A 24392-nucleotide genomic window follows, 5' to 3' on the forward strand; every position below is an offset into this window, starting at 1 on the left:
GACCATGCTGACCTTCACGAAACGTTGCGACGATCACGGCAAGACCCCCGACCACAGCCTGAGCCTGCCCTTCGAGACCCGGCAGAAGAGCCGCTTCCGCGCCCAGTTCGAGGACGGCACGCCGGTGGGCGTGGTGCTGGACCGGGGCCTGATCCTGCGCCACGGCGACGTGCTGGAAAGCGACGAGGGCGTGCGCGTGCGTATCGAGGCGGCGCCCGAACCCGTGAGCCAGGTGCGTGGCACTGATCCGCTGCTGCTGGCCCGTGCCTGCTACCACCTGGGCAACCGCCACGTGGTCCTGCAGATCGACGCCGACGGCCTGCGCTACCTGCACGACCACGTGCTGGACGACATGGTGCGCGGCCTGGGCCTCACCGTGGGCTTCACCCACGCCCCCTTCGAGCCCGAGGCCGGCGCCTATGCCGGCGGCCACGCCCACGGCCATGGCGGACATGGCCATCATCACGCACACGGCCATGAGCACTGATTGTTTAGCCACAGAGGACACAGAGGTCACTGAGTTTAAAACCTCAAGGCAGACCCATGGCTGTTTCACCCGATGATCTTTTCTCTGTGACCTCCGTGTCCTCTGTGGCTAAACCGCCTTTCACCCCGTCAGCAGAGACGACCCCGGATACCGGCCTCGCGCGGCGGCGGCTCTGGCAGCTGATCGCGCCCACCCTGCCCGTGGGCGCCTACAGCTATTCCACGGGGCTGGAGTACGCCGTGGAGGCGGGCTGGGTGAACAGCGAGGCGGCCGCCGCCGACTGGATCGGCGCGCAGCTGCACCACGTGCACGCCCACGTGGACCTGCCCGCCCTGCTGCGCCTGCACGATTGCTGGATGAAGAACGACGCCGCCGGCCTGGACCGCTGGAGCACCTGGCTCATGGCCTGCCGGGAGACCTCGGAGCTGCGTGCCGAGGACGGCAACCAGGGCCGTGCCCTGGCACGCCTGCTCACGGACCTGGGTGTCGAGCCGGCGCAGACCTGGGTGCAGCGCAGGGACGCCACCTGGGCGACCCTGTTCGCCCTGGCCTGCGCCCACTGGCAGGTCCCCGTCAACGACATGCTGGAGGGCTACCTGTGGGCCTGGTGCGAGAACCAGGTGGCCGCTGCCGTGAAGCTCATCCCCCTGGGCCAGACCCAGGGTCAACGGCTGCTGATGCAATTGGCCGAACACATCGGTCCGGTGGTGGCGCGGGCCAGGGCGCTGCCGGACGAGGACCTGGGCGGCGGCCTGCCCGGCGTGATGCTCGCCTCCGCCCTGCACGAGACCCAGTACAGCCGCTTGTTTCGCAGCTGAAACCCGGTGGCCGTCCGTAGGTCGGGCTTCAGCCCGACGATGCGGCGTCCCGAGAAACATCGCTGTCGGGCTGAAGCCCGACCTACTTGGGCAGGCGCATGCCTTCTCGATCCACTGCTTTTCGAACAGGAGATATTCAACCCATGAACCAGACCCTGCGTGTCGGCATCGGCGGCCCGGTGGGCTCGGGCAAGACGGCCCTGGTGGAGGCCTTGTGCCGGGAGATGAGCCCCCGCTACAACCTGGCCGTGGTCACCAACGACATCTATACCCGCGAGGACGCCGAATTCCTCATCCGCGCCAAGGTGCTGGACGAGGACCGCATCATCGGGGTAGAGACCGGCGGCTGCCCCCACACCGCCATCCGCGAAGACGCCTCCATGAATCTCGCGGCGGTGGACGAGCTGGGCCGGCGCTTCCCGGGCCTGGACCTGGTGTTCGTGGAAAGCGGCGGTGACAACCTCTCCGCCACCTTCAGCCCGGAGCTCTCCGATCTCACCATCTACGTCATCGACGTCTGCGCCGGCGACAAGATCCCCCGCAAGGGCGGCCCCGGGATCACCCGCTCGGACCTGCTGGTGATCAACAAGATCGATCTGGCCGACGGCGTGGGCGCCTCGCTGGAGGTCATGGAGCGGGACAGCAGGCGCATGCGCGGCGAGCGGCCCTTCGTGTTCACCAACCTGCGCACCCGGCAGGGCCTGGACCAGGTGGTGCGCTTCATCGAAACCCAGGGGCTGCTGCAGCCCTGAAGCCCTTATTGCACCAGATCAGTGCAAACCATCCACATCCACGCCCCAAAACGAACTACAAGTGTTGCGTCCACGCCATGGAAAGCGTGTTTTTTTGCCCAAATGTTGCGCTTTTCTGACGCCTCCATTAGTTGGCACTGAATATGCATCTACCGTTACGTGGGCCAACCAGCCCCTGTTTCGAACCGGCGGGTCACGAGCTTCGGCTCTGGTTTCGCAAGGGTCATCAACCTAAGTACTTGAGGGAAACTCGCATGAAAATGAAGCACAAGGTTCTTTCCACCGCCGTCGCGTCCGCCCTGGCCCTTGGCGCCCTGGCCCCGGCCGCCCATGCTACCGAAGTCTCCGCGGAGATCGGCGCCGCCAGCATGTACTACTGGCGTGGTTTTGACCTGGGCGGCGGCGCTGCTGTCTGGGGTGACCTGAGCGTGAGCGCCAGCGGCTTCTACGCCGGCATCTGGACCTCCTCCGGTGACGAGGCTCTGGGCACCGAGTACGACCTCTACGTGGGTTACGGCACCGAGATCGGCGACTTCGGCATCGACGTCAGCTACGCCACCTACGTGTACCCCGAAGTTGAAATCTCCCCCGGCGACGTGGCCGAACTGATCCTGGGCCTGAGCTATGGCCCCGCCTTCCTGAGCTACCACTACGGCCTGGAAGACCTGGAAGACTACTGGTACGCCATGGTCGGCGTGAACGTGGGTGACTTCACCCTGGCCTACGGCCAGCACGAGTTCGAGTACTCCCACGTGGACGTCAGCTACAACTACAACGACAACCTGAGCTTCACCCTGGGTCTGGTCGTGGATGACGTGGATGGCGAGTTCAACAACGATCCCAAGTTTGTGGTGAGCTTCAGCCTGCCCATCGAGTTCTGATGACACAGGCACAAGCCTGACTCTCCCAGGAGTCGACCAGGGGACAAGCTTAGGCTTGTCCCCTTTTTTGTGCCTGTCGCTCTCAACGCATAGCCAAAAGCCTAAAAACGATTCTCTCGCAGAGGCGCAGGGGCGCGGAGAAAATTTTCCTATCCGTTCCCCGTGCCCCCGTGGCTCCGTGAGAGAGCTGCTTTTGAGCAGGCCTGCTCAAGACATGTCCTCTCACGGAGCCACAGAGCCACGGGGAATGCAGGTCAATGATTTCCCCCGCGTCCCTGCGTCTCCGCGAGAGAACCGCCTTTCAAAACAAAAGCGCCCCATCAGGGGCGCCTTCATCAGATCAATGGAATACGGAAACGATCAGTGCCCCAGCATCCAGGGCCTGGCGGTCTTCTTGGTCTGTTTGCGCAGCGCCGGCTTGGCCTCCGGATCGACGGGCTTGGCCTTGTCCTGGCTCTTGCTGCTGCCGCAGGTGTGGGCACCGGTGCAGCCGCAGGAGGAACGTCGCGCGACGGCGGGTGAATGCCGGCTCTTCTCGTTGCGCTCCCAGCGCATGCGGTTGGAGGGGTCCATGATGGCCAGGCGCGGCGCGCTGATGATGCGCGGTGCGGTCTCACCGCATTCCGGGCAGTCGTGATCCAGGGCCGACTCGGCCATGGGGCGCATCACCGAGAACTCTCCGCACTGGTCACAGTGATAATCGTAGATGGGCATGGCGGCTCTTCTCTCCTGTATAAGACGGGATGGCCGGCCGGAGACCGGCCATCCGTCGATGCTTCATCAGCTGGTGCGCGAGGTATCGATACCCGAGGGGATCTCGATGGCCGGGCCCGCATCCGTGGGATGGATGTCGAACTCGAACACCTCGGTGGGCAGCCACAGGGTGGCGCAGACGTTGGGGATGTCCACGATACCGCTGATATGTCCCTCCACCGGCGCCGTGCCCAGAATGGCGTAGGCCTGCTCACCGGAGTAGCCGAAGTTCTTCAGGTAGTCGATGGCGGCCAGACAGGCGCGACGATAGGCAATGTGCGCATCCAGGTAGTGCTGCTTGCCGTCCTCGTCCACGGAGATGCCTTCGAAGATCAGGTAGTCCTTGAACTGGGGATCGATCTTGCTGGGCTGGAAGATCGGGCTGCTGATGTTGTACTTCTTCATGCCGCCCTTGATGAGGTTGACACGCAGCTCGATGAAGCCCGCCATCTCGATGGCGCCGCAGAAGGTGATCTCGCCGTCGCCCTGGGAGAAGTGCAGGTCGCCCATGGACAGGCCGGCCTCCTTCACATACACGGGGAAGTACACCCGGGAACCGCGGGACAGGTTCTTGATGTCGCAGTTGCCGCCGTGTTCGCGGGGCGGCACGGTACGGGCCGCTTCACGGGCGGCGGCCTTGGCCTCCTCGCCCTTCATGCTGCCCATCAGGGCGGTCTCTTCGTAGGGCAGGGTCGCCAGGGGCGGCACACGATTCGGATCGGTGTCCACCAGGGCCTTTTCCCGGTCGTTCCACTGCTTGAGCAGTTCCTTGGAAGGCAGGGTACCGATCAGGCCGGGGTGGATGATGCCCGGGAAGCGCACCTTGGGGATGTGCCGGGAGCTGGTGTAGATACCGTGGAAGTCCCATATGGACTTGCGTGCCTCGGGGAAATGATCGACCAGGAAGCCGCCGCCGTTTTCCCGGGCGAAGATGCCGTTGAAACCCCACAGCTGATCCGGCAGCGGGCCGGCGTCGAGGATGTCCACCACCAGCAGGTCGCCGGGCTCGGCACCCTCGATACCCACGGGGCCGGACAGGTAGTGCACCTTGGTCAGGTCCACGTCGCGAATGTCGTTGGCGCTGTCGTTGTTCTCGATCTGGCCGCCGGTCCAGTCGAAGCACTGCAGGCGGAACTCGGCGCCGGGCTTGACCCGGACTGCCATGGGAATGTCAGGATGCCACCGGTTGTGTGGCTTGATGTCCTGCTCCTCGGGTGGCTTGCTGAAATCGTAACTGATCAGTGTTTCGGGCATGGTGGTTCTCCGGTTAGATGTACCTTGCAAGGCCGTGGGCGCAGAACCTGTCTGTGCCGGACGGAATGTTCTCCGGACACGCACCTGCACGCCCGGACCAACACGGGTACTCAAGCCAGAAATGTGCCAATAGAAGCGGTGTGCAGGAACAGGGATGGAGGACCCGTGCTCATGACCGCGTGACCCGTGATCGGGTCCGGTACATTCACCGGGGAGTATTTCGCAAAGAACAGGATGGATTCATCACATGATGAATTACCGGCAATCCAGGCTAACAAGCTGTTTATCCGGGATTACATTGAGTGACATTGTCATACATTGTTGTTTTGCTGCACCCCGGACAAACCTACTTATCGCATGCCTATGTCACAATCGGAGCTAGTCACGGACCATGCGAAGACCGAGTTTTTCCATTCTGTAGCGCAACTGTCGGGTCGTCAGGTTGAGAAGCCTCGCGGCCCCCGCCTGGTTGCCACGGGTCTGTTCTAGGGCATTGCGGATGCGTTGCGCATCATCCTGGTGCACCCACTGGTAGGCCCGGGGCATGGCCCCGGTCAAGAATGCCTCGCCGCGCACGCCGCGTTCCTCTGCCATGCCGGCCTCCACGGGCCTGTCAGGACCCTGCTTGGGCAGCTTCACCGCACTCTGCTCCGCCAGGATGCGCGTCATCTGTTCCTGATCGATCACCTCGTCCTCCACCATCAGCATGGCCCGTTCCAGCACGTTCTGTAGCTGGCGCACGTTACCCGGCCAGCTGTAGCGCTCGAGCACGTGCAGGGCGGCCGGATGCAGGGTGATGTTGCGCCGGTAGCGGTGATTGAGTTCATTGAGGAAGTGCAGGGCCAGCGGTCGTATGTCCTCGTGCCGGGTGCGCAGGGGCGGCAGGTACACGGGCACCACGTTGAGGCGATAGAAGAGATCGAGACGAAAATGCCCCGCATTGACATGCTCCTGCATGTTCACGTGGGTGGCCGTGATGAGCCTGAAGTTGACCGGCACGCCTCGGGTGGAGCCGATGGGATCCACCTGGCGCTCCTGGAGGACCCGGAGCAGCTTCGCCTGCAACTGCAGGGGCATGTCACCGATCTCGTCCAGGAACAGGGTGCCGCCATCGGCCAGCATGATCTTGCCTTTCTTGGCGCCGTTCGCGCCGGTGAAACTGCCCTTTTCGTAACCAAACAGCTCCGCCTCCAGGAGGTCCGGCGGGATGGCCGCGCAGTTGATGCACACGAAGGGGTGCTCGCTGCGGTCACTCTGCTGGTGGATCATGCGGGCAAACTTCTCCTTGCCGGTACCGGACTCGCCGAGCAGCATCACCGGCGCCTCGCTGTGGGCCACCTGCATGCACTGCTTGACGGCCTTCATGAGCGATTCACTGGAGCCGATGATGCCGTGGGAGAGGCTCTTCTGGAGCATGCCCTCCATGACGATGGAGTTCTTGAGACTCTGGTTTTCCTGCATCAGGTGCTCGGTCTGCTGGTTCAGGAACTGGCGAATGCGCATGACCTGACCGATGGCCGAGGCCGCCACCCGGAGCACCGCGATATCGGAATCGAAGGCGCGGTGACGGATGCCTTCCCGTTGCACCGACAGCACGCCGATGGGCGTTCCCGACTCCAGGATGGGCACCGCGATAAAGGCAATGGGTGAATGGCTCCCGCCGCTTCGCTCCGTGATGCGCTGCAGATAGAGCGGCTCCTGATCGATGTCGGTGACCAGGCCTATGGTACCCGTGCGCATCACGAAGCCGGTCACGCCCTCGTGGTAGCCCACGGAAAAGGCGCCCTGGGCGAGACGCGCATGGGTCAGCCCATAGGAATACTTCACCTCCAGCACCAGCCCTGAACTGTCGGGTGCCAGTACGCGACCACAGTTCAGCCCCAGCATCTGGGACAGCAATCTGAGAATGCTCTGCACGGTGCGCGGAGGATCCAGCGGCCGGTCCAGCAGCTTGGCGATCTCCTGGATCACCGAGAGTTGTTGCTTGATACCGTCCCCACCGGCAAGGGCAGTCGCTGTCATGTCTCTCCCCGAATCGCGATTGATGCTGAATGACCGGATGGCCTTCCGGATTGTCAGCCAGAATCGTGCCAGCCCATTCCGGCATTCCTTGACAAAGACTGACACGGTTCATGCGCCCAATGGGTGCCCGTCACACTTCATCTGCACCCGGATCGGGCATGGCTTTCATCGGAGCGGTACGCGACACCTCATGCGCCGGTGAATCCTTTGACTGTTCCCACGCGGTTAAACGCGCATTCCACTGCCATTGGCACATCCGTTGCATTCGGCTTAGGGCGAAGCGAAGACCATCCGTTTCCCCACAGGGATCCATGACCAACCGAACCGAGGTGTTTACCCATGGCTGATATCAAGAAACCATTTACCCGTCGCCAGATGCTCAAGACCATGATGGGCCTGCCGCTCGCCGCCGGCGGCGTGATGAGCGCGCCTGTGGCATTCGGCAAGCCTGCCACGTCCGCAATCAACACCACCGGCCTCGCCGTCACTGACGACACCGTGAAGGTGGGCATCCTGCACTCCCTCACCGGCACCATGGCCATCAGTGAGACCGGCTCCGTGGAAGCGGAGACCCTCGCCATCGAGCAGATCAATGCCATGGGCGGCATCCTGGGCCGCAAGATCGAGATCATCGTCGAGGACGGCGCCAGTGACTGGCCCACCTTCGCCCAGCGCGCCCGCAAGCTGCTGCGCCAGGACAAGGTGGCCTCGATCATGGGCTGCTGGACCTCCGCCTCCCGCAAGGCCGTGCTGCCGGTGCTGGAGCGCGAGAACGGCCTGCTCTACTACCCCACCTTCTACGAAGGCCTGGAACAGTCCCCCAACGTCATCTACACCGGCCAGGAGGCCACCCAGCAGATCCTCGCGAGCCTCGACTGGCTGGCCAAGGAGAAGGGTGCCAAGACCTTCTACCTGATCGGCTCCGACTACATCTGGCCGCGCACCTCCATGAAGATCGCCCGCATCCACATCGAGCAGAAGCTGGGCGGCACCGTGGTGGGCGAGGACTACGCGCCCCTGGGCCATACCTCGTTCGGTTCCAACATCAACCGCATCCGCCTGCGTCGTCCCGATGCCATCTTCGGCGCTGTGGTGGGTGGCAGTAACGTGGCCTTCTTCCGTCAGCTCAATTCCGCGGGCCTCAACGGCGGCAACACCACCCTGCTGTCCCTGGCCACCACCGAGGACGAAGTGCTGGGCATCGGCGGCGAGAACGTGGAGGGCTTCTACTCCTCCATGAAGTACTTCCAGAGCCTGGACAACGAAAACAACATCGCCTTCGTGAAGGCCTTCAAGGAACGCTGGGGCAGCGACAGCGTGATCGGCGACGTGACCCAGGCCGCCTACCTCGGTCCCTGGCTGTGGAAGGACGCCGTGGAGCGGGCCGGCAGCTTCGACGTGGCCAAGGTCACCGCCGCCTCCCCGGGCATCGAGCTGACCACGGCGCCGGAAGGCTACGTGAAGGTCCACGAGAATCACCACCTGTGGAGCAAGACTCGCATCGGCAAGTGGCGCCGCGACGGTCAGGCGGACGTGGTGTTCGAGTCGGATCTGATCGAGCCCAACCCGTTCCCCGAGGGTTACCAGTAACAGGCATAGGCGCGGGTGCCCAGGAAGATTGCAGGGCACCCGCCCTTACCCAAGGGCAACTCCTTCCACATCCCTAAGGAATCACACACATGGGCGACTTCTCAGCACAGGACCTGATGGCCATTGCCGCCATGCAGGGGTTCGCCGGACTGAGCTTCTTCAGCGTGCTGCTGCTGATGGCCCTCGGTCTGGCCATCATTTACGGTCAGATGCGCGTCATCAACATGGCCCATGGCGAATTCATGGTCATCGGCGCCTACACCACCTACATGATTTCAAGCCTGGTTGCGACCCACGCACCCTGGGCGATCGATTACTACATCTTCCTTGCCATCCCGCTGGCCTTCATTGCCGCCTTCCTGGTGGGGCTGTTCATCGAGGTGGTGATGATCCGTCATCTCTATCACCGCCCCCTGGACACGCTGCTGGCCACCTGGGGCCTGGCGCTGATCATGCAGCAGATCTTCCGCTCCACCTTCGGCGCGCGCGAAGTCAGTCCGCGACTGCCTGACTGGCTGCAGGGCTCCTGGCAGCCCACGCCCATGATCGACATTCCGATCAACGGCATGAGCATCATGGTGCTCACCCTGTTCGTCACCATCGCGGTGTTCTGGTTCATGTTCAAGTCCCGCTGGGGCCTGCGGGTGCGCTGCACCATGGCCAGCCGCGAGATGAGCGGCGCGGTGGGCATCAACACCAAGTGGGTGGACCGCATCACCTTCGCCGTCGGATGCGGCATCGCCGGCATCGCCGGCGCGGCCTTCACCACCATCTCCTCCACGGGCCCGACCAGCGGCACGCTCTACATCGTCGACACCTTCCTGGTGGTGGTCTTCGGTGGCGCGGCGAGCCTCCTCGGCACGGTGGCCTCGGCCTTCGTGATCGCCCAGGGCCAGTCCCTGCTGGAGTTCTTCCTGGGGGCCTCCATGGCCAAGGTATCCATCCTCCTGGCCGTCATCGTGATCCTGATGCTGCGTCCGGAAGGCCTGTTCGCGAGCAAGGTGCGCCGCTAAGGCGCGCCCTCTCTGGAGACATTCGTCATGACTAACGTACTGAGTCTGATTCTGGGCAAGCGGGGACTGGGCGGTGTGCTGATCATGGCCGCGCTGATCCTGGTGGTGCTGCCGACGCTCATGGACATCGACCAGCTGAACCTGGCCGGACGGTTCCTGGCCTTCGCCTTCGTCGCCGTGGGCCTGGTGCTGTCCTGGGGCTACGGTGGCGTGCTGAGCCTGGGCCAGGGCATCTTCTTCGGCATCGGCGGCTACGCCATGGCCATGTTCCTGAAGCTCGAGGCCTCGGACCCGGAGAGCACCTCCATCCAGACCACCCCGGGCATCCCGGACTTCATGGACTGGAACCAGATCACCTCGCTGCCCTGGTTCTGGGAGCCCTTCTACAGCCTCACCTTCACCATCATCGCCATCCTGGTACTGCCGGCCCTGTTCGCCTGGATCATCGGCACCGCCATGTTCAAGCGCCGGGTGAGCGGCGTGTACTTCGCCATCATCACCCAGGCCATCGTGGTGATCCTGACCATCCTGATCATCGGTCAGCAGGGTCTCACCGGCGGCGTCAACGGCATCACCGACCTGCGCACCCTCAAGGGCTGGGACATCCGCACAGACGAGGCGCTGTTCATCCTCTACTACGTCAACGCGTTCCTGCTGATCGGCGCGGTGCTGCTGGGCATGTGGATCCTGTCCACCAAGTACGGCCGCATCCTCATCGCCATGCGTGACCGTGAGGACCGGGTGCGCTTCTCGGGCTACGACGTGGCCAACTTCAAGGTGTTCGTGTTCTGCGTCGCCGCCCTGTTGTCCGGTATCGGCGGGGCCATGTTCACCCTGCAGGTAGGCTTCATGTCCCCGTCCATCATCGGCATCGTACCCTCCATCGAGTTCGTGATCTTCGCCGCGGTGGGCGGACGACTCTCGCTCCTGGGTGCCGTGTACGGTGCGCTCATCGTCTCCTACCTGCGCACCACGGTGGCCGAGGCCTATCCGCAGCTCTGGCTGTTCGTCATCGGCGGCGTGTTCATCGCGGTGGTGATGTTCGCCCCCTACGGCCTGGCCGGCCTGTACAACAAGTACGTCAAGAAGCATATCGACGGTGTGCTGTCCCGGTTCGCCAAGCCGAAGACCGCACCCACCAAGGCATCCACTGAATCCACGGAGGCAAGCCAGTGAGCACCAACACCGACTACCTGCTGGCGATCGAGGACCTGACCGTCTCCTTCGACGGATTCAAGGCGGTCTCCGACCTGAACTTCTACGTGGACCACAAGGAACTGCGGGTGGTGATCGGCCCCAACGGCGCGGGCAAGACCACCCTGCTGGACCTGATCTGCGGCAAGACCAAGGCCACCTCCGGGTCCATCAAGTTCAAGGGCCAGGAGCTGACCAAGCTGCCGGAACACCGCATCGTCTGGGCGGGGGTGGGGCGTAAATTCCAGACCCCCTCGATCTACGATGCCCTGACCGTTTGGGAAAACCTGGAGGTCTCCTACCCCCAGGGCAAGCACGTGCTCGGTGCCCTGTTCTTCAAGCGCACCGCCGAGGTGAAACGCAAGATCGAGGAAGTGGCGGAGTCCATCTTTCTCACCGATCTGCTGGACACCGAGGCAGGCCTGCTGAGTCACGGCCAGAAGCAGTGGCTTGAGATCGGCATGCTGCTGATCCAGGACCCTGAACTGCTGATGCTCGACGAACCCGTGGCCGGCATGAGCGTGCGCGAACGCGAACAGACCGCCGAACTGCTCAACCGCATCGCCAAGGGCCGCTCGGTGATCGTGATCGAGCACGACATGAAATTCGTCGAGGCCATCGCCCACAAGGTCACCGTGCTGCACCAGGGCAAGATCCTGGCCGAGGGTGATATGAAGACCGTACAGAATGACCCGCGCGTGATCGAGGTCTACCTGGGCCACTGAGACCGAACTCCAAGAGGACAACCACATGTTGCAAGTATCCGGTTTGCGCGTGGCCTACGGACAGAGCGAGGTCATCCATGGCCTCGACATCCAGGCGGCCCGCAACGAAACCCTGGCCATCATGGGACGCAACGGCATGGGCAAGACCACCCTGTTCAAGTCCCTGATCGGCATCCTTCAGGCCAACGACGGCTCCATCAAGGTGGACGGCGCCGAGGTGGTCAAGATGCCGAGCCACAAGCGCGTGGCCTCGGGCCTGGCCTTCGTGCCCCAGGGTCGCATGATCTTCCCCAACCTCACGGTGACCGAGAACATCGAGTCCGGCCTGGAGACGGTGAAGAACAAGCGCATCCCCGACGAGATCTATGCCCTGTTTCCGGTGCTGCACGAGATGCGCCACCGCAAGGGCGGCAACCTCTCCGGTGGCCAGCAGCAGCAGCTGGCCATCGCCCGGGCCCTGGTCTCCAACCCCAAGGTCCTGCTCCTGGATGAGCCCACCGAGGGCATCCAGCCCTCGGTGATCAAGGAGATCGCAAAGACGCTGAACGAGATCCGCAAGATGCGCGAGATCACCATCATCGTCTCCGAGCAGATCCTGAGCTTCACCATGGAGATCGCCGACCGGCTGCTGGTCATCGAGTCCGGGAAGATCGTCCACGAGGTGGCCCGGGAGAACTGCGACGAGGCCATGATCAGCCGTTACCTGTCGGTCTAAACGATGTCGAAGGATTTGCCGCAGAGACGCTGAGACGCAGAGGCATCAGACCTTGAAGCTTTTCTTCTGATTTATTGCTCTGCGTCCCTGCGTCTCTGCGGCAAAAGGCCTTTGAATCATCCCGATCGGCTTCACATTCATACAAGACATGAGGAGTAACCCACATGCGTCACGGTGACATTTCTTCCAGCAAGGATTGCGTCGGCGTCGCGGTCGTCAACTACAAGATGCCGCGCCTGCACACCCGCGCAGAAGTGCTGGACAACGCACGCAAGATCGCCGACATGATCGTAGGCATGAAACAGGGCCTGCCCGGCATGGACCTGGTGATCTTCCCCGAGTACAGCACCCACGGCATCATGTACGACGCCAAGGAGATGTACGACACCGCCTCCACCATCCCCGGCGACGAGACCGAGATCTTTGCCGACGCCTGCCGGCGCGCCAAGACCTGGGGCGTATTCTCCCTGACCGGAGAGCAGCACGAGGATCACCCCAACAAGGCCCCTTACAACACCCTGATCCTGATGAACGACAAGGGTGAGATCGTGCAGAAGTACCGCAAGATCATGCCCTGGTGCCCGGTGGAAGGCTGGTACCCTGGCGACTGCACCTACGTCTCCGAAGGCCCCAAGGGTCTGAAGATCAGCCTGATCATCTGCGACGACGGCAACTACCCGGAGATCTGGCGCGACTGCACCATGCGCGGCGCCGAACTGGTGGTGCGCTGCCAGGGCTACATGTACCCCTCCAAGGACCAGCAGGTGATCGTCTCCAAGGCCATGGCCTGGATGAACAACACCTACGTGGCCGTGGCCAACGCCACCGGCTTTGACGGCGTGTATTCCTATTTCGGCCACTCCGCCATCATCGGCTTCGACGGCCGCACCCTGGGCGAATGCGGCGAGGAGGACTACGGCATCCAATACGCGGAACTGTCCGTGTCCCAGATCCGGGATTTCCGCAAGAACGCCCAGTCCCAGAACCACCTGTTCAAGCTGCTGCACCGGGGCTACACCGGCAAGATCAACTCCGGCGAGGGCGACCAGGGCGTGGCGGAATGCCCCTACGAGTTCTACCGCACCTGGATCACCTCACCGGACGCCGCCAAGGAACAGGTGGAGGCCATCACCCGCAAGACCGTCGGCACTGCCGAATGCCCCATCGAGGGCATCCCCAACGAGGAAACGCCCAGCGGGCACCGTTAAGTAGGGCGAGGTTTCAGGCGTGAGGTGTCTGGTGAGCCAACTGTTTCGCTCATCACCCCTCACGCCTGTCGCCTCACCCCTCACCGTCCGGGCCCGTGAACTGAACGATGCTCACCAACCACGTCCGGCCAGCGGAGCCCAGTGCGGGTGATCCCCCCTCCGACCTGGAACCCCATACACGCCGGCTTGAACTCTACGTGCGCGCCCTCTGGGCACTCGACCTGGCGATCTCGCCGGCCGGCGCACAGGATGGCGCCGCCTGGCCGGCCCCATCGCTCCAGGATGATGTGCTCTCCCTGGGCACCCTGATCCCCGCCGACTCCCCTTCCCCCGAACTGCTCTACCGGGCAGCGGCCGCCCACGCCGCCGCCCACCGGGCCTATGGCTCGCCGAGCTTTGAAGCCAAGGCGCTCAACCTGCGCCAGCAACTGATGATCTCCCTGGTCGAGGATGCCCGGGTGGAAGCCCTGGCCGTGCACGAGCTGCCCGGTCTGGGCCGGCTCTGGCGTCGCTGTCACGGCCCCGCCGATGAGGCATCCGACCTGCCCGGTCTCATGGTGCGCATGTCCCGTGCCCTGCTGTGGGCCGTGAGCGGTGTGCACAGCGAGATCCAGGACAGCCACCCGCTGGTACAGAAGGCGGTTGCCTGTTTTCTCGACCTGCAGCCCCGCTGGCGCGACCCCGGCATCTCCCGTGACCTGGGCCTGGCGCTCGCCAACGACCTGGGCCAGATGCGCCTCTCTGCCCACAGCCGCGAATGGCCCAGGGTGGCGCCTTACCGGGATGACAACCGCCACCTGTTTGACAGCAGCAAGGAACTGGAGGCGCCCGATGCGAATCAGCCGGCGGGCGTCGACACGGACACCCGCGGGGGGGCGCGGCTCGAAGAGGCAGACCGGGGCATCCAGCTGCGACTGGCGGATGCCGATGCCCCCACGGGCGAGGACCAGGGCCTGCGCCTAAGGCAGTCCGGCGCGCCTGCGGCGCTGCGCTTTCGCCGCGATCAGAGCGAGCATCAGGAATCCGGTGTCGAGACCCTTTATCCGGAATGGCACCACCGCATGGCGCGCTACCGGGCGGACTGGTGCCGGGTCAACGATGCCCCCTACCCCCATAGCCTGCCCGCCAAGGCACTGCTGGCCAGGCATCGCCAGACCCTGCGACAGCTGCGACGCCAGATCGATACCTGGCGACTGCGGGCCTGGCACATCGCCCGCGCCCAGCAGGACGGCGACGAACTGGACCTGGACGCCGTGGTGCGCGCCGTGATCCGTCGCCGCATGGGCGACGAGCCCGACCCCCGCGTCTACCACCGCCGCGTCAACGGCGAGGGACATGGTCCCACGGTGCTGGTGCTGCTGGACCTGTCCGTGTCCCTGGCCCGCCCCGTCACCACCGCCGGAACGCCCTTGTTTGAACTGGCCCGGGACGCGGCCCTGCTGCTGGCCGAGACCCTGCACCTGGCGGGTCACCGCTTCGCCATCCACGGCTTCCAGTCCGATACGCGCCACCGGGTGAACTATCGGCGCTTCAAGGATTTCGACCGGCCCCACGATGCCCTGTCCCGGGGGCGCCTGGCTGCGCTGCAGGTGGCCGGATCCACACGCCTCGGCGCGGCCCTGCGCCATGCCGGCGACCGGCTCGCGGGGCTGGGCGCCGAACACCCCCTGCTGCTGGTCATCTCCGATGGCGAACCCTCGGACATCGACGTGCACGACCCCGAGCACCTCACCCACGATGCCCGCGAGGCGGTGCGCGACCAGCGTGCCCGCGGGCTGGCGGTGCATTGCCTGAACCTGGAGCCCCGGGACGATGCCCGGGCGGCCTGGATCTTCGGCGCGCATCACGTCTCGGGGGTGAGGACGCTCTCCCAGCTGCCGCGCAGGCTGCCGGAACTCTACCTGTCCCTGGTGCGGCAGGCCTGAATCAGTCGCATCGTGCGCGATCCCGGGGCATGCCACGCCCCGGACCGCCTCGTTCAACTGCCGGATGCCCCAAGCACGCGCCCCACCTTGGGTCACAGGCACCAACATGGTGCATGCGCTGCCCGAAAACCTGCCGGCCCGGACACTGGCAGCCCGCGCAAAGCCCGTCCGAACGGGCTTTCAGGGCTTTTGTGACCGGTGGCACACCCCTTGCTTTGTCACACCCCGAGGGGGAACAACCCCGTTGGTTGAGCAACGCTCAGGAGCAAACGCAATGAAACTAGTCACTGCAATCATCAAGCCGTTCAAGCTCGACGATGTGCGTGAGTCCCTCTCCGAGATTGGGGTTCAGGGCATCACCGTCACGGAGGTCAAGGGCTTCGGCCGGCAGAAGGGTCATACGGAACTGTATCGGGGCGCCGAGTACGTGGTGGATTTCCTGCCCAAGGTGAAGCTCGAAGTGGCCGTGGACGACGGCATGGTGGACCAGGTCATCGAGGCCATCACCAAGTCGGCCAACACCGGCAAGATCGGTGACGGCAAGATCTTCGTCTTCCCGCTGGAACAGGCCATCCGCATCCGTACCGGCGAGTCCGGCACCGACGCTCTGTAAATAACACCAAGCTGACAACCGTTAGCGGAGGACGCACAAGTGGAAAGTCAAGTCATTGAAGTCGCCTACGCACTGGATACCTTCTACTTCCTGGTATCCGGCGCGCTGGTCATGTGGATGGCCGCAGGTTTCTCCATGCTGGAGGCCGGCCTGGTCCGCACCAAGAGCACGGTGGAGATCCTGATCAAGAACATCTCCCTGTATTCCCTGGCCTGCATCATGTACATGTTCATCGGTTACAACATCATGTACGGCGATGGCCTCAACTCCGTCATCCCCGGTCTGAGCTTCTTCATCGGTGGTGACAACTCCGTGGAAGACGTGATGGGCAGTGGTGGTGATATCTACTACTCCAACATGTCCGACTTCTTCTTCCAGGTGGTGTTCGTGGCCACCGCCATGTCCATCGTCTCCGGCGCCGTGGCCGAGCGCATGAAGCTGTGGGCCTTCCTGGCCTTCGCGGTGTTCATGACCGGCATCATCTACCCGATGCAGGGCTTCTGGAGCTGGGGCGGCGGCTGGCTGTCCGAGATCGGCTACTCCGACTACGCCGGTTCCGGCATCGTGCACATGACCGGTGCGGTCGCGGCCCTGGCCGGCGTGCTGCTGCTCGGCGCTCGTAAGGGCAAGTACGGCCCCAACGGCGAGGTGAACGCCATCCCTGGCTCCAACCTGCCGCTGGCCACCCTGGGTACCTTCATCCTGTGGATGGGCTGGTTCGGCTTCAACGGCGGTTCCGAGCTCAAGGTCTCCGACATCGAGTCCGCCAACGCCGTGGCCCAGGTGTTCACCAACACCAACCTGGCCGCTGCCGGTGGCGTGATGGCCGCCCTGATCACCACCCGCCTGATGTACGGCAAGACCGATCTGACCATGGGCCTGAACGGCGCCCTGGCCGGCCTGGTCTCCATCACCGCCGAGCCCCTGATGCCCAGCCCGCTGCTGGCCACCATCATCGGCGCCATCGGTGGCGTGATCGTGGTGTTCTCCATCATCGGTCTGGACAAGCTGAAGATCGACGACCCCGTCGGTGCCATCTCCGTGCACGGCACGGCCGGTATCTGGGGCGTGTTCGCGGTGCTGCTGTCCAACCCGGATGCCAGCTTCGTGACCCAGCTGATCGGTATCGTGGCCATCTTCGCCTTCGTCTTCATCGCCAGCCTGATCGTCTGGGGCATCCTCAAGGCCCTGATGGGTATCCGCATCAGCGCGGAAGAGGAATACGAGGGTGTGGACCAGTCCGAGTGCGGCCTCGAGGCCTACCCGGAGTTCACCAACAAGTAACTCCCCCGGCCAACTCTCACACAAGTTGGTTAACCTTGACGGGCGCTTCGGCGCCCGTTTTTTTTTGCGCAGGCGAACAGGGCTTGAGTACAAGAGAAAAAGAAAACTGCCCCGTGTGCGGTATGATGCGCGCACTGGCAATCAACGAGACCGAACTTGGACAACCTGCCCGCTTCCCAGACCGTGCTCGAGGTCCGCGGCCTGCGCACCGCCCACGTGGGCCCGGTGGACTTCCGCTTGCTGGCCGGCGAGATCTGCCGGCTCTCCGGCGAATCCGGCGCCGGCAAGACCCTGCTGCTGCGCGCCCTGGCCGATCTCGATCCCAATGAAGGCGAGGTGATCCTGGACGGCATCGAGCGCGCCCGCATCGCGCCCACCGACTGGCGCCGCCAGGTGGCCTACCTGGCGGCCGAACCCCTGTGGTGGGAGGAACGAGTGGGCCTGCATTTCAGCACGGACTGCGACGACAGCCGGCTCAAGGCCCTGGGCTTCGAGCCGGAGGTGCGCAACTGGGAGGTGGAGCGGCTCTCCAGCGGCGAGCGCCAGCGCCTGGCGCTGATCCGACTGCTGGAGAACCGGCCCCGGGTGCTGCTGCTGGACGAACCCACCGCCAATCTAGACCCCGCCAACAGCCGCAAGGTGGAGCGCATGGTGCGCGAGTACGTCTCCGACCACGGTGCCTGCGCCCTGTGGGTCAGCCACGACCCGATCCAGCGCCAGCGTCTGGGCGGGCGCTCCCTGGTCATGGAGGCGGGCCGCATGCGGGAAGATACGCCATGAACGTGATCGCCCTCTCGCCCTGGGACCTGTCCCTCGCCGCTGCCCTGGTGGTGGCGCTGGCCGCGCTGACCGCGCGCATCGGCATGGGCCTGTCCCGCAGCCTGCTGATCTCCGGCGCACGCACCGTCATTCAGCTGCTGCTCATCGGCCTGGTGCTCAAGACCCTGTTCGAGAACGCCCAGCTCTACTGGGTGGCGGGCCTCGCGCTGATCATGCTTTCCGTGGCCGGCTATGAGGTGATGGCCCGTCAGGGCCGGCGCTTCTCCGGATGGTGGGGCTACGGCATCGGCACCTCGGCCATGTTCGTCTCCGCCTTCGCGGTCACGGTACTGGCGCTCACCACCATGATCGGCCCGAGCCCCTGGTGGGAACCCCAGTACGCCATCCCGCTACTGGGCATGCTGCTGGGCAACACCATGACCGGGATCGCCTTAGGCTTGGATCGCCTCACCCAGACCGCCTGGCAGCAGCGCCGGGTGATCGAGGCGCGTCTCATGATGGGACATGGCTGGAGTGAATCCATCGGCCAGATCCGCCGCGACGCGGCGCGCAGCGGCCTGATGCCCATCATCAACGCCATGGCCGCGGCGGGCATCGTCAGCCTGCCCGGCATGATGACCGGCCAGATCCTGGCCGGCACCCCGCCCATGGAGGCGGTGAAATACCAGATCCTGATCATGTTCCTGATCACCGCCGGCACCGGCTTCGGCACCCTGGGCGCGGTCTGGCTCGGCTCGAAGCGGCTGTTCGACGACCGTCAGCGGCTGCGGCTGGATCGCCTCAAGCCGGGGCGGGGGAAGTAAGGATATGAACGTCTGCCGCAGAGACGCGGAGGCGCGGAGAACTGAAAGGATCGGACAGGATTAACATGATTGACATGATGTAATACCAACACCGGTCAGGCCGGCTTTTTCAAATCCCGTTAATCATGTAAATCCTGTCAAAAAAGATTTTCTCCGCGCCTCTGCGGCAATCCCTTGAACCTTACCCGTACAGCTTCTTGCGGAAGAACTCCGGGCAGGCAATGGCGGCGCGCTGGATGGCGGCGTTGTAGTAGTGGGTCTCGAAGGGCTTGTCTTCCGCCTGCGCTTCGCGCAGGAAGGTCACGGGCATGTCCTTGCAGGCCATGGTGGCGGTCCACCAGCCGGAGGGGTAGCTGCACTGGGGGAAGTGCAGGGCGAGGGTGTCCAGGAAACCGGCGGCACGCAGGCTGTCGTGCATGGGCTTGATGATGGAATCGGTGTGCAGCAGGGGCGACTCGCTCTGCTGTACCAGCAGGCCGCCGGGGCCCAGGGCCTTGATGCAGTCCCTGTAGAAGGCGGTGGAGAACAGGCCTTCCGCCGGGCCCACCGGATCGGTGCTGTCGATGATGATCACGTCAAGCGAGCCGGGTGCTGCGTCCTGCACGTACTTGATGCCATCGTCGAACAGGAGCTTCGCCCGCGGATCGTCGTTGGAATCGCACAGCTCCGGGAAATATTTTTCTGCGAGGCGGGTTACCCGCTCGTCGATGTCCACCTGGGTGGCGGACTTCACCTCGGGGTGCTTGAGCACCTCGCGCAGGGTGCCGCAGTCGCCGCCGCCGATGATCAGCACGTTCTTGGGATCAGAATGGGAATACAACACCGGGTGGGACATCATCTCGTGGTAGATGAAGTTGTCCCGGTCGGTGAGCATCACGCAGCCGTCGATCACCATCAGGGTGCCGAAGCCCTCGGTCTCGTAGATCTCGATCTTCTGGAACGGCGTCTGTTCCTCGTGCAGCTTTTCCTTCATGCGCAGCGAGAAGGCCGTGTCCTGATGGATCTCGGTGAACCAGGTGTTGTCCAGTGACATGGGGTCGGGCTCCCAACGGGATGGGTGGAGGCAGTATGATAAAGCAAGCAAACTTCATGTCCATGTCCGACCATCCGCCGGACATCCCTCGTAATCCACAGGAACGCCCATGACCGCCTGGACCCTGGACCAAGCCCGCGCCCTCTACAACATCGGCAACTGGAACGGCGGCTACTTCCATATCAACGACCGGGGCCGGGTGTGCCTGCGGGTGCCGGAGCGGCCCGAGCACCCGGGGGTGGACCTCTTTGAACTGGCCCAGTCCCTGCGGGAATCCGGCCAGTCAAGCCTGCCGGTGCTGATCCGCTTCCAGGACATCCTCACCGACCGGGTGCACCGCCTGCGTCAGGCCTTCGACAACGCACGGGCCGAGACCGGCTTTACCGGCAACTACACCGCCGTCTACCCCATCAAGGTGAACCAGCAGCGCTCCGTGGTGGAGCAGATCCTCGAGGCCGGCGGCGACCGGGTGGGCCTGGAGGCGGGCAGCAAGCCGGAGCTGATGGCGGTGCTGGCACTCTCGCGCCCCGGCGGCGTGATCGTGTGCAATGGCTACAAGGACCGGGAGTACCTGCGCCTGGCCCTGATCGGCCGGCTGCTGGGCCACCGGGTCTACATCGTCATCGAGAAGCCCTCGGAGCTGGACGGCGTCATGGAGGCGGCCCGGGATCTGGGCGTGCGCCCCATGCTGGGCATGCGCGTGCGCCTGGCCTCCATCGGCAAGGGCAAGTGGCAGAACACCGGCGGCGAGAAGGCCAAGTTCGGGCTCTCCGCCAGCCAGTCCCTCAAGCTCCTGGAGCGCCTGCGGGATGCCGACATGCTGGACTGCATGCAGCTGCTGCACTTTCACATGGGCTCCCAGATCGCCAACATCCGCGACATCCAGGCGGGCATGGGCGAGGCCGGGCGCTTCTACGCCGAGCTGCGCCGCCTGGGCGCGGACATCCAGGTGGTGGATGCCGGCGGCGGCCTGGGGGTGGACTACGAGGGCAGCCGCTCGCGCAACGACTGCTCCATGAACTACAGCCTGCAGGAGTACGCCAACAACATCGTGCGCGGCATCATGAACACCTGCCGCGAGTACGACCTGCCCCACCCGCAGATCTTCACCGAGTCCGGCCGCGCGCTCACCGCCCACCACGCGGTGCTGGTGACCAACGTCATCGACACCGAGCGCGCCCCCGAGCAGGGCGACCTCTCGCCGCCCGCCGGGGACGAGCCCCTGATCCTGCAGGACATGTGGCAGCTCTACGAGAACGCCGAGGGTGTCGCCCCCACCGAGGTCTACCACGACATGGCCCATTGGCTTTCCGAGGCCCAGGCCATGTACACCCACGGGGTGCTGGACCTGGCCCAGCGGGCCCGGGCCGAGACCCTGTACGCGGCCACCTGCCGCCGGCTGGTGGGCGATGCCTCCCTGCGCCTGCCGGCGGAGATCCGTCACGAGATCACCGAGAAGCTGGCGGACAAGTACTTCTGCAACTTCTCCGTGTTCCAGTCCATCCCGGACGTCTGGGCCATCGACCAGATCTTTCCCATCATGCCCCTGCACCGCCTGGATGAGGCCCCCGGCCAGCGCGCTGTACTGCAGGACCTGACCTGCGACTCCGACGGCCACGTGGACCGCTACGTGGAGGCCGGCGGCACCGACACCAGCCTGCCCCTGCACCCGCTGCGCGAAGGCGAACCCTACCTGCTGGGCATCTTCCTGGTGGGCGCCTACCAGGAGATCCTGGGCGACCTGCACAACCTGTTCGGCGACACCGACTCCATCAACGTGGCCCTGGAGGCCGACGGCGGCTACCGGCTGGAACATCCGGAACGGGGCGATACCGTGGACGAACTGCTGCGCTACGTGCACTTCGACCCCGAGTCCCTGGCCGTCGCCTACCGCCAGAAGGTGGCTGCCGCGGGGCTCGACCAGGACCGGGGCCGGCGCATCCTGGCGGAACTGGAGCACGGTCTGTCGGGATATACCTACCTGGAGGAGTGATCCGCCCTCCTTCGCGGGTATACTCAAGCCTGTCGCGACACGGGGAGGGCGCACATGGGCATCATGGACACGGCACTGCTGGTGGGGCTCGGGGGTATCCTGCTGGGCTATCTGCTGGTGGTGCGCGCCGGCTTTCACCGGGAATTCGCCTGGGGCGTCATCACCCTGATCCCCGTGGTCTCCCTGGCCTTCGTGGTGCTCTACTGGCGCAAGGCGCGCTTCGGCTTCATCCTCAGCATCCTCGGCCTGATGGTCACTGCCGTCACCCTCTACGGCGGCGCCGAACAGACCCTGGAACGCCAGCTGGCGAAGGTGGGGATCGAGGTCGACATCCCCATGCCGGTGCAGCGCTTCTGGGAGGTGGAAGTCCCCAACGAGGAGCTGGTGCGGCGCATCGAGGCCGAGACCGGCCAGCCCCTGGTGATGGTGGAGGACAACCCCTACGCCCCCGTGGACATCCAGCCCCTGCCCCCCGCCGGCAGTTTCCGCGTTGAGCGGGCCCCGGCAGTCAGCCGGGCCTGGCGCGAGGCGCATCGGGAGGAACTGACCCGTCTGGTGGGCGAACACATGCGCCTGACCATCAGCCCCGGCGCCACCCGCGAAGGCCTGCTCACCAGCGTGACCGGCCCGACCCTGTTCCTGTCCCAGCGCACCGCCCAGGGCACCATCAGCTTCGAATACCGCATCCGCGACCTGCAATCCATCGAGGTCTGGGACGTGGCGGGCGCCCGGCCGCGCATCCCCGAACCCGAGCCGGAGCCGACACCCGAGGGCGAACCGGACATCATCTTCGCCCCGCCCGACAGCGACACCCCGCCGCCGGCCGAGGAACAGCCGCCGCTGGACTGGTAAGCCACACGACACTCAGGAAGCACGCAGCATCATGCAGGTCTACGTCTACAAAAGCCGCCGCAAGCCGGACACCTACATCTACCTGGCCAGGAAGGACGACTTCGAGGTCATTCCCGCGCCGCTCAAGCAGGTGTTCGGCACACCGGAATTTACCCTGGAATTCGAACTCACCCCGGAGCGAACCCTGGCCCAGGAAGACCCCGAGTCCGTGCTCGCCAGCCTGCGCGAGCGGGGCTTTCACCTGCAGATGCCGCCGCAGAACGAACGGCCGCTGTAAGCCTCGTTTCAACAAGTCGAGTCCGGACCGTTCGGGCGGTCCAGACCGCCCACCAAAGCCGGTGTCAGCCGCGGACTTTTTGACCCCCACAAGTGCGTCGTTATAGTCTTAACGAAACATCACTCATACACCGGTGAATGCCCCTAAACAGGGCGCAGCCACCTTTGACCTCTGGTTTTCCAAGTCGCTCCGACCCGGTCGGATTCCACCGGGGTTATCGGCACCCGCCGTGACAATCCCGCCTACAGGGCCACTCCCAATGGCCTTGCATAAAAACATATCCGCCCCGTGGCGGCCATAAACACAAGACCCGTTTTGGACCCGCGCAGACTCGTCAATGTGGTTTTTCTTTGATTCCTTGTTTCTGTCGATGAGGACATGCCTGTGAAGCATAACAATGCCCTGATTGCCGGTACCGCGGTCCTGGCCCTCGCCGCGCCCATGGCCGCCAACGCCGATGACATCAACTTCGACTTCTACGGTTCTGCCCGGGTACACGCGGAATCCGTACAGCCCGACGACACCTCGGCGCTGGATTCCTACACTGGCGTGCGCGACGCCTACTCCCGGATCGGCTTCAACGCCGACTACGCGCTGAGCGAGAACGTGGAACTGTTCGGTCAGCTGGAACTGCCCCTGGACCTGGCCAACAAGGCGGTACAGGACCCCTGGGATCAGGACCTGGACATCCGTGTCGGCCAGATCGGTCTGCGCGGTGATTTCGGCACCTTCGCCTACGGGCAGATGTGGATGCCCTACTACAACGCCATCGCCTACCCGGTGGATATGTTCAGCACGTACTACAGCGGCTTTGCCACCTTCACCAGCTTCCGCCTGGGCGATACCATCGCCTACTACAGCCCGAGCTTCGGCGGCTTCTCGGTAGCCGCTGCCTGGAGCGACAGCAATGGCGCCGACGGTGATGACCGCTACCAGCTCACCGCCAGCTACAGCTTCGGCGACACCACCCTCGCCGCGGGCCTCGACGATTGGGGGGGAGATTCCAATTCACGCATCTGGGGTGTATCTCTCATGCACACCATCGGCGACCTCTACATCGGCGCCAAGTACGAGGTCCATGACAGCGACATCGACAGCGGCTACGGTGCAGATGGCGACAGCGCCGTGAACCTCTACGCCGGTTACACCCTGGGCAAGAACACCTTCAAGCTCATGCTGGCCAACGTGGACAACTACGGCGAGGGCATCGTGCATCTGGGGGTGGACCACCAGCTCAACGACCAGCTGAAATTATTCGCTGAGTACTACTACGAGGAAGAGACCGCCGCCATCACCGAAAAGCGCGGTGGCCTCAATGAAACCGCCTGGGCCGCCAGCGGCGGACAGGTGCTTGCCGCGGGCGTGCGCTACGACTTCTGATCTCCTGCGTGAGGAGGGGCGAGGGTGAAGCCATGACAAT

Annotated in this window: 23 protein-coding genes; 19 read left to right on the forward strand and 4 right to left on the reverse strand. The window is 64.3% G+C overall.

Translation table 11 applies throughout. The annotated features are described in order from the left end of the window. Window positions 1-4: 4 nt before the first annotated feature. The 4 genes from ureE (at window position 5) to TGR7_RS15595 (ending at window position 2938) form a co-directional block, all read left to right on the forward strand. Window positions 5-487 (forward strand): urease accessory protein UreE, encoded by a 483-nt coding sequence (ureE, locus tag TGR7_RS15580; protein WP_012639636.1) that lies wholly within the window; start codon window positions 5-7, stop codon window positions 485-487. Window positions 488-543: 56 nt separating this feature from the next. After that, window positions 544-1305 carry an urease accessory protein UreF gene (locus tag TGR7_RS15585; protein WP_012639637.1) on the forward strand — a complete coding sequence of 254 codons (762 nt, stop codon included), beginning with the start codon at window positions 544-546 and terminating at the stop codon, window positions 1303-1305. A gap of 143 nt (window positions 1306-1448) precedes the next feature. Further along, window positions 1449-2057, forward strand: a complete 609-nt coding sequence (ureG, locus tag TGR7_RS15590; protein ID WP_012639638.1) for an urease accessory protein UreG — start codon at window positions 1449-1451, stop codon at window positions 2055-2057. Window positions 2058-2311: 254 nt separating this feature from the next. Beyond that, entirely contained in the window at window positions 2312-2938 is a 627-nt protein-coding gene (locus TGR7_RS15595) for a TorF family putative porin (RefSeq protein WP_012639639.1), read from the forward strand. Window positions 2939-3298: 360 nt separating this feature from the next. Here TGR7_RS15595 and TGR7_RS15600 read toward each other — a convergent pair whose 3' ends face one another. From TGR7_RS15600 to TGR7_RS15610, 3 genes are all read right to left on the reverse strand, one after another. Then, a complete protein-coding gene (locus TGR7_RS15600; RefSeq protein WP_012639640.1) occupies window positions 3299-3652 on the reverse strand; it encodes an FmdB family zinc ribbon protein in 354 nt (117 codons plus the stop codon). 66 nt (window positions 3653-3718) lie between these two features. Next, window positions 3719-4945, reverse strand: coding sequence for a formamidase (gene fmdA, locus TGR7_RS15605; RefSeq protein WP_012639641.1), 1227 nt, complete (start codon window positions 4943-4945; stop codon window positions 3719-3721). A gap of 378 nt (window positions 4946-5323) precedes the next feature. After that, window positions 5324-6967: a sigma-54 interaction domain-containing protein gene (locus TGR7_RS15610; RefSeq protein WP_012639642.1), complete on the reverse strand. Its 1644-nt coding sequence runs from the start codon at window positions 6965-6967 to the stop codon at window positions 5324-5326. 339 nt (window positions 6968-7306) lie between these two features. On the opposite strand from TGR7_RS15610, the gene urtA reads away from it, so the two are divergent. The 11 genes from urtA (at window position 7307) to TGR7_RS15665 (ending at window position 18817) form a co-directional block, all read left to right on the forward strand. Continuing rightward, complete coding sequence (gene urtA / locus TGR7_RS15615) at window positions 7307-8557, forward strand: urea ABC transporter substrate-binding protein (protein WP_012639643.1); 1251 nt, start codon at window positions 7307-7309, stop codon at window positions 8555-8557. Between the two features lie 89 nt (window positions 8558-8646). After that, on the forward strand, window positions 8647-9570 hold the full coding sequence (gene urtB, locus TGR7_RS15620; RefSeq protein ID WP_012639644.1) for an urea ABC transporter permease subunit UrtB: 924 nt from the start codon (window positions 8647-8649) through the stop codon (window positions 9568-9570). Window positions 9571-9597: 27 nt separating this feature from the next. Then, complete coding sequence (gene urtC / locus TGR7_RS15625; RefSeq protein ID WP_012639645.1) at window positions 9598-10746, forward strand: urea ABC transporter permease subunit UrtC; 1149 nt, start codon at window positions 9598-9600, stop codon at window positions 10744-10746. Then, on the forward strand, window positions 10743-11489 hold the full coding sequence (gene urtD / locus TGR7_RS15630; RefSeq protein ID WP_012639646.1) for an urea ABC transporter ATP-binding protein UrtD: 747 nt from the start codon (window positions 10743-10745) through the stop codon (window positions 11487-11489). The genes urtC and urtD overlap by 4 nt, the downstream gene beginning before the upstream one ends. 25 nt (window positions 11490-11514) lie before the next feature. Further along, complete coding sequence (gene urtE / locus TGR7_RS15635; protein WP_012639647.1) at window positions 11515-12204, forward strand: urea ABC transporter ATP-binding subunit UrtE; 690 nt, start codon at window positions 11515-11517, stop codon at window positions 12202-12204. Between the two features lie 164 nt (window positions 12205-12368). Continuing rightward, entirely contained in the window at window positions 12369-13412 is a 1044-nt protein-coding gene (locus TGR7_RS15640) for an aliphatic amidase (protein ID WP_012639648.1), read from the forward strand. A gap of 107 nt (window positions 13413-13519) precedes the next feature. Next, on the forward strand, window positions 13520-15337 hold the full coding sequence (locus TGR7_RS15645; RefSeq protein WP_012639649.1) for a nitric oxide reductase activation protein NorD: 1818 nt from the start codon (window positions 13520-13522) through the stop codon (window positions 15335-15337). 274 nt (window positions 15338-15611) lie between these two features. After that, window positions 15612-15950: a P-II family nitrogen regulator gene (gene glnK / locus TGR7_RS15650; RefSeq protein ID WP_012639650.1), complete on the forward strand. Its 339-nt coding sequence runs from the start codon at window positions 15612-15614 to the stop codon at window positions 15948-15950. Between the two features lie 39 nt (window positions 15951-15989). After that, entirely contained in the window at window positions 15990-17234 is a 1245-nt protein-coding gene (locus tag TGR7_RS15655) for an ammonium transporter (RefSeq protein WP_012639651.1), read from the forward strand. A gap of 156 nt (window positions 17235-17390) precedes the next feature. Next, window positions 17391-18014, forward strand: a complete 624-nt coding sequence (locus tag TGR7_RS15660; RefSeq protein WP_012639652.1) for an ABC transporter ATP-binding protein — start codon at window positions 17391-17393, stop codon at window positions 18012-18014. Beyond that, window positions 18011-18817, forward strand: coding sequence for an ABC transporter permease (locus tag TGR7_RS15665; protein WP_012639653.1), 807 nt, complete (start codon window positions 18011-18013; stop codon window positions 18815-18817). Before TGR7_RS15660 ends, TGR7_RS15665 begins: the two co-directional genes overlap by 4 nt. Window positions 18818-18998: 181 nt before the next feature. On the opposite strand, the gene speE is transcribed toward TGR7_RS15665, so the two are convergent. Then, complete coding sequence (gene speE / locus TGR7_RS15670; protein ID WP_012639654.1) at window positions 18999-19850, reverse strand: polyamine aminopropyltransferase; 852 nt, start codon at window positions 19848-19850, stop codon at window positions 18999-19001. Window positions 19851-19959: 109 nt separating this feature from the next. On the opposite strand from speE, the gene speA reads away from it, so the two are divergent. The 4 genes from speA (at window position 19960) to TGR7_RS15690 (ending at window position 24352) form a co-directional block, all read left to right on the forward strand. Beyond that, window positions 19960-21843 (forward strand): biosynthetic arginine decarboxylase, encoded by a 1884-nt coding sequence (gene speA / locus TGR7_RS15675; protein ID WP_012639655.1) that lies wholly within the window; start codon window positions 19960-19962, stop codon window positions 21841-21843. A gap of 54 nt (window positions 21844-21897) precedes the next feature. Next, on the forward strand, window positions 21898-22695 hold the full coding sequence (locus tag TGR7_RS15680) for a hypothetical protein (RefSeq protein ID WP_012639656.1): 798 nt from the start codon (window positions 21898-21900) through the stop codon (window positions 22693-22695). 31 nt (window positions 22696-22726) lie between these two features. Beyond that, window positions 22727-22972: a YcgL domain-containing protein gene (locus TGR7_RS15685; protein ID WP_012639657.1), complete on the forward strand. Its 246-nt coding sequence runs from the start codon at window positions 22727-22729 to the stop codon at window positions 22970-22972. Between the two features lie 378 nt (window positions 22973-23350). Continuing rightward, window positions 23351-24352 (forward strand): porin, encoded by a 1002-nt coding sequence (locus TGR7_RS15690; protein ID WP_012639658.1) that lies wholly within the window; start codon window positions 23351-23353, stop codon window positions 24350-24352. The last annotated feature ends 40 nt before the right edge of the window (window positions 24353-24392 follow it).

Source organism: Thioalkalivibrio sulfidiphilus HL-EbGr7, assembly GCF_000021985.1.
Lineage (GTDB): Bacteria > Pseudomonadota > Gammaproteobacteria > Ectothiorhodospirales > Ectothiorhodospiraceae > Thioalkalivibrio_A > Thioalkalivibrio_A sulfidiphilus.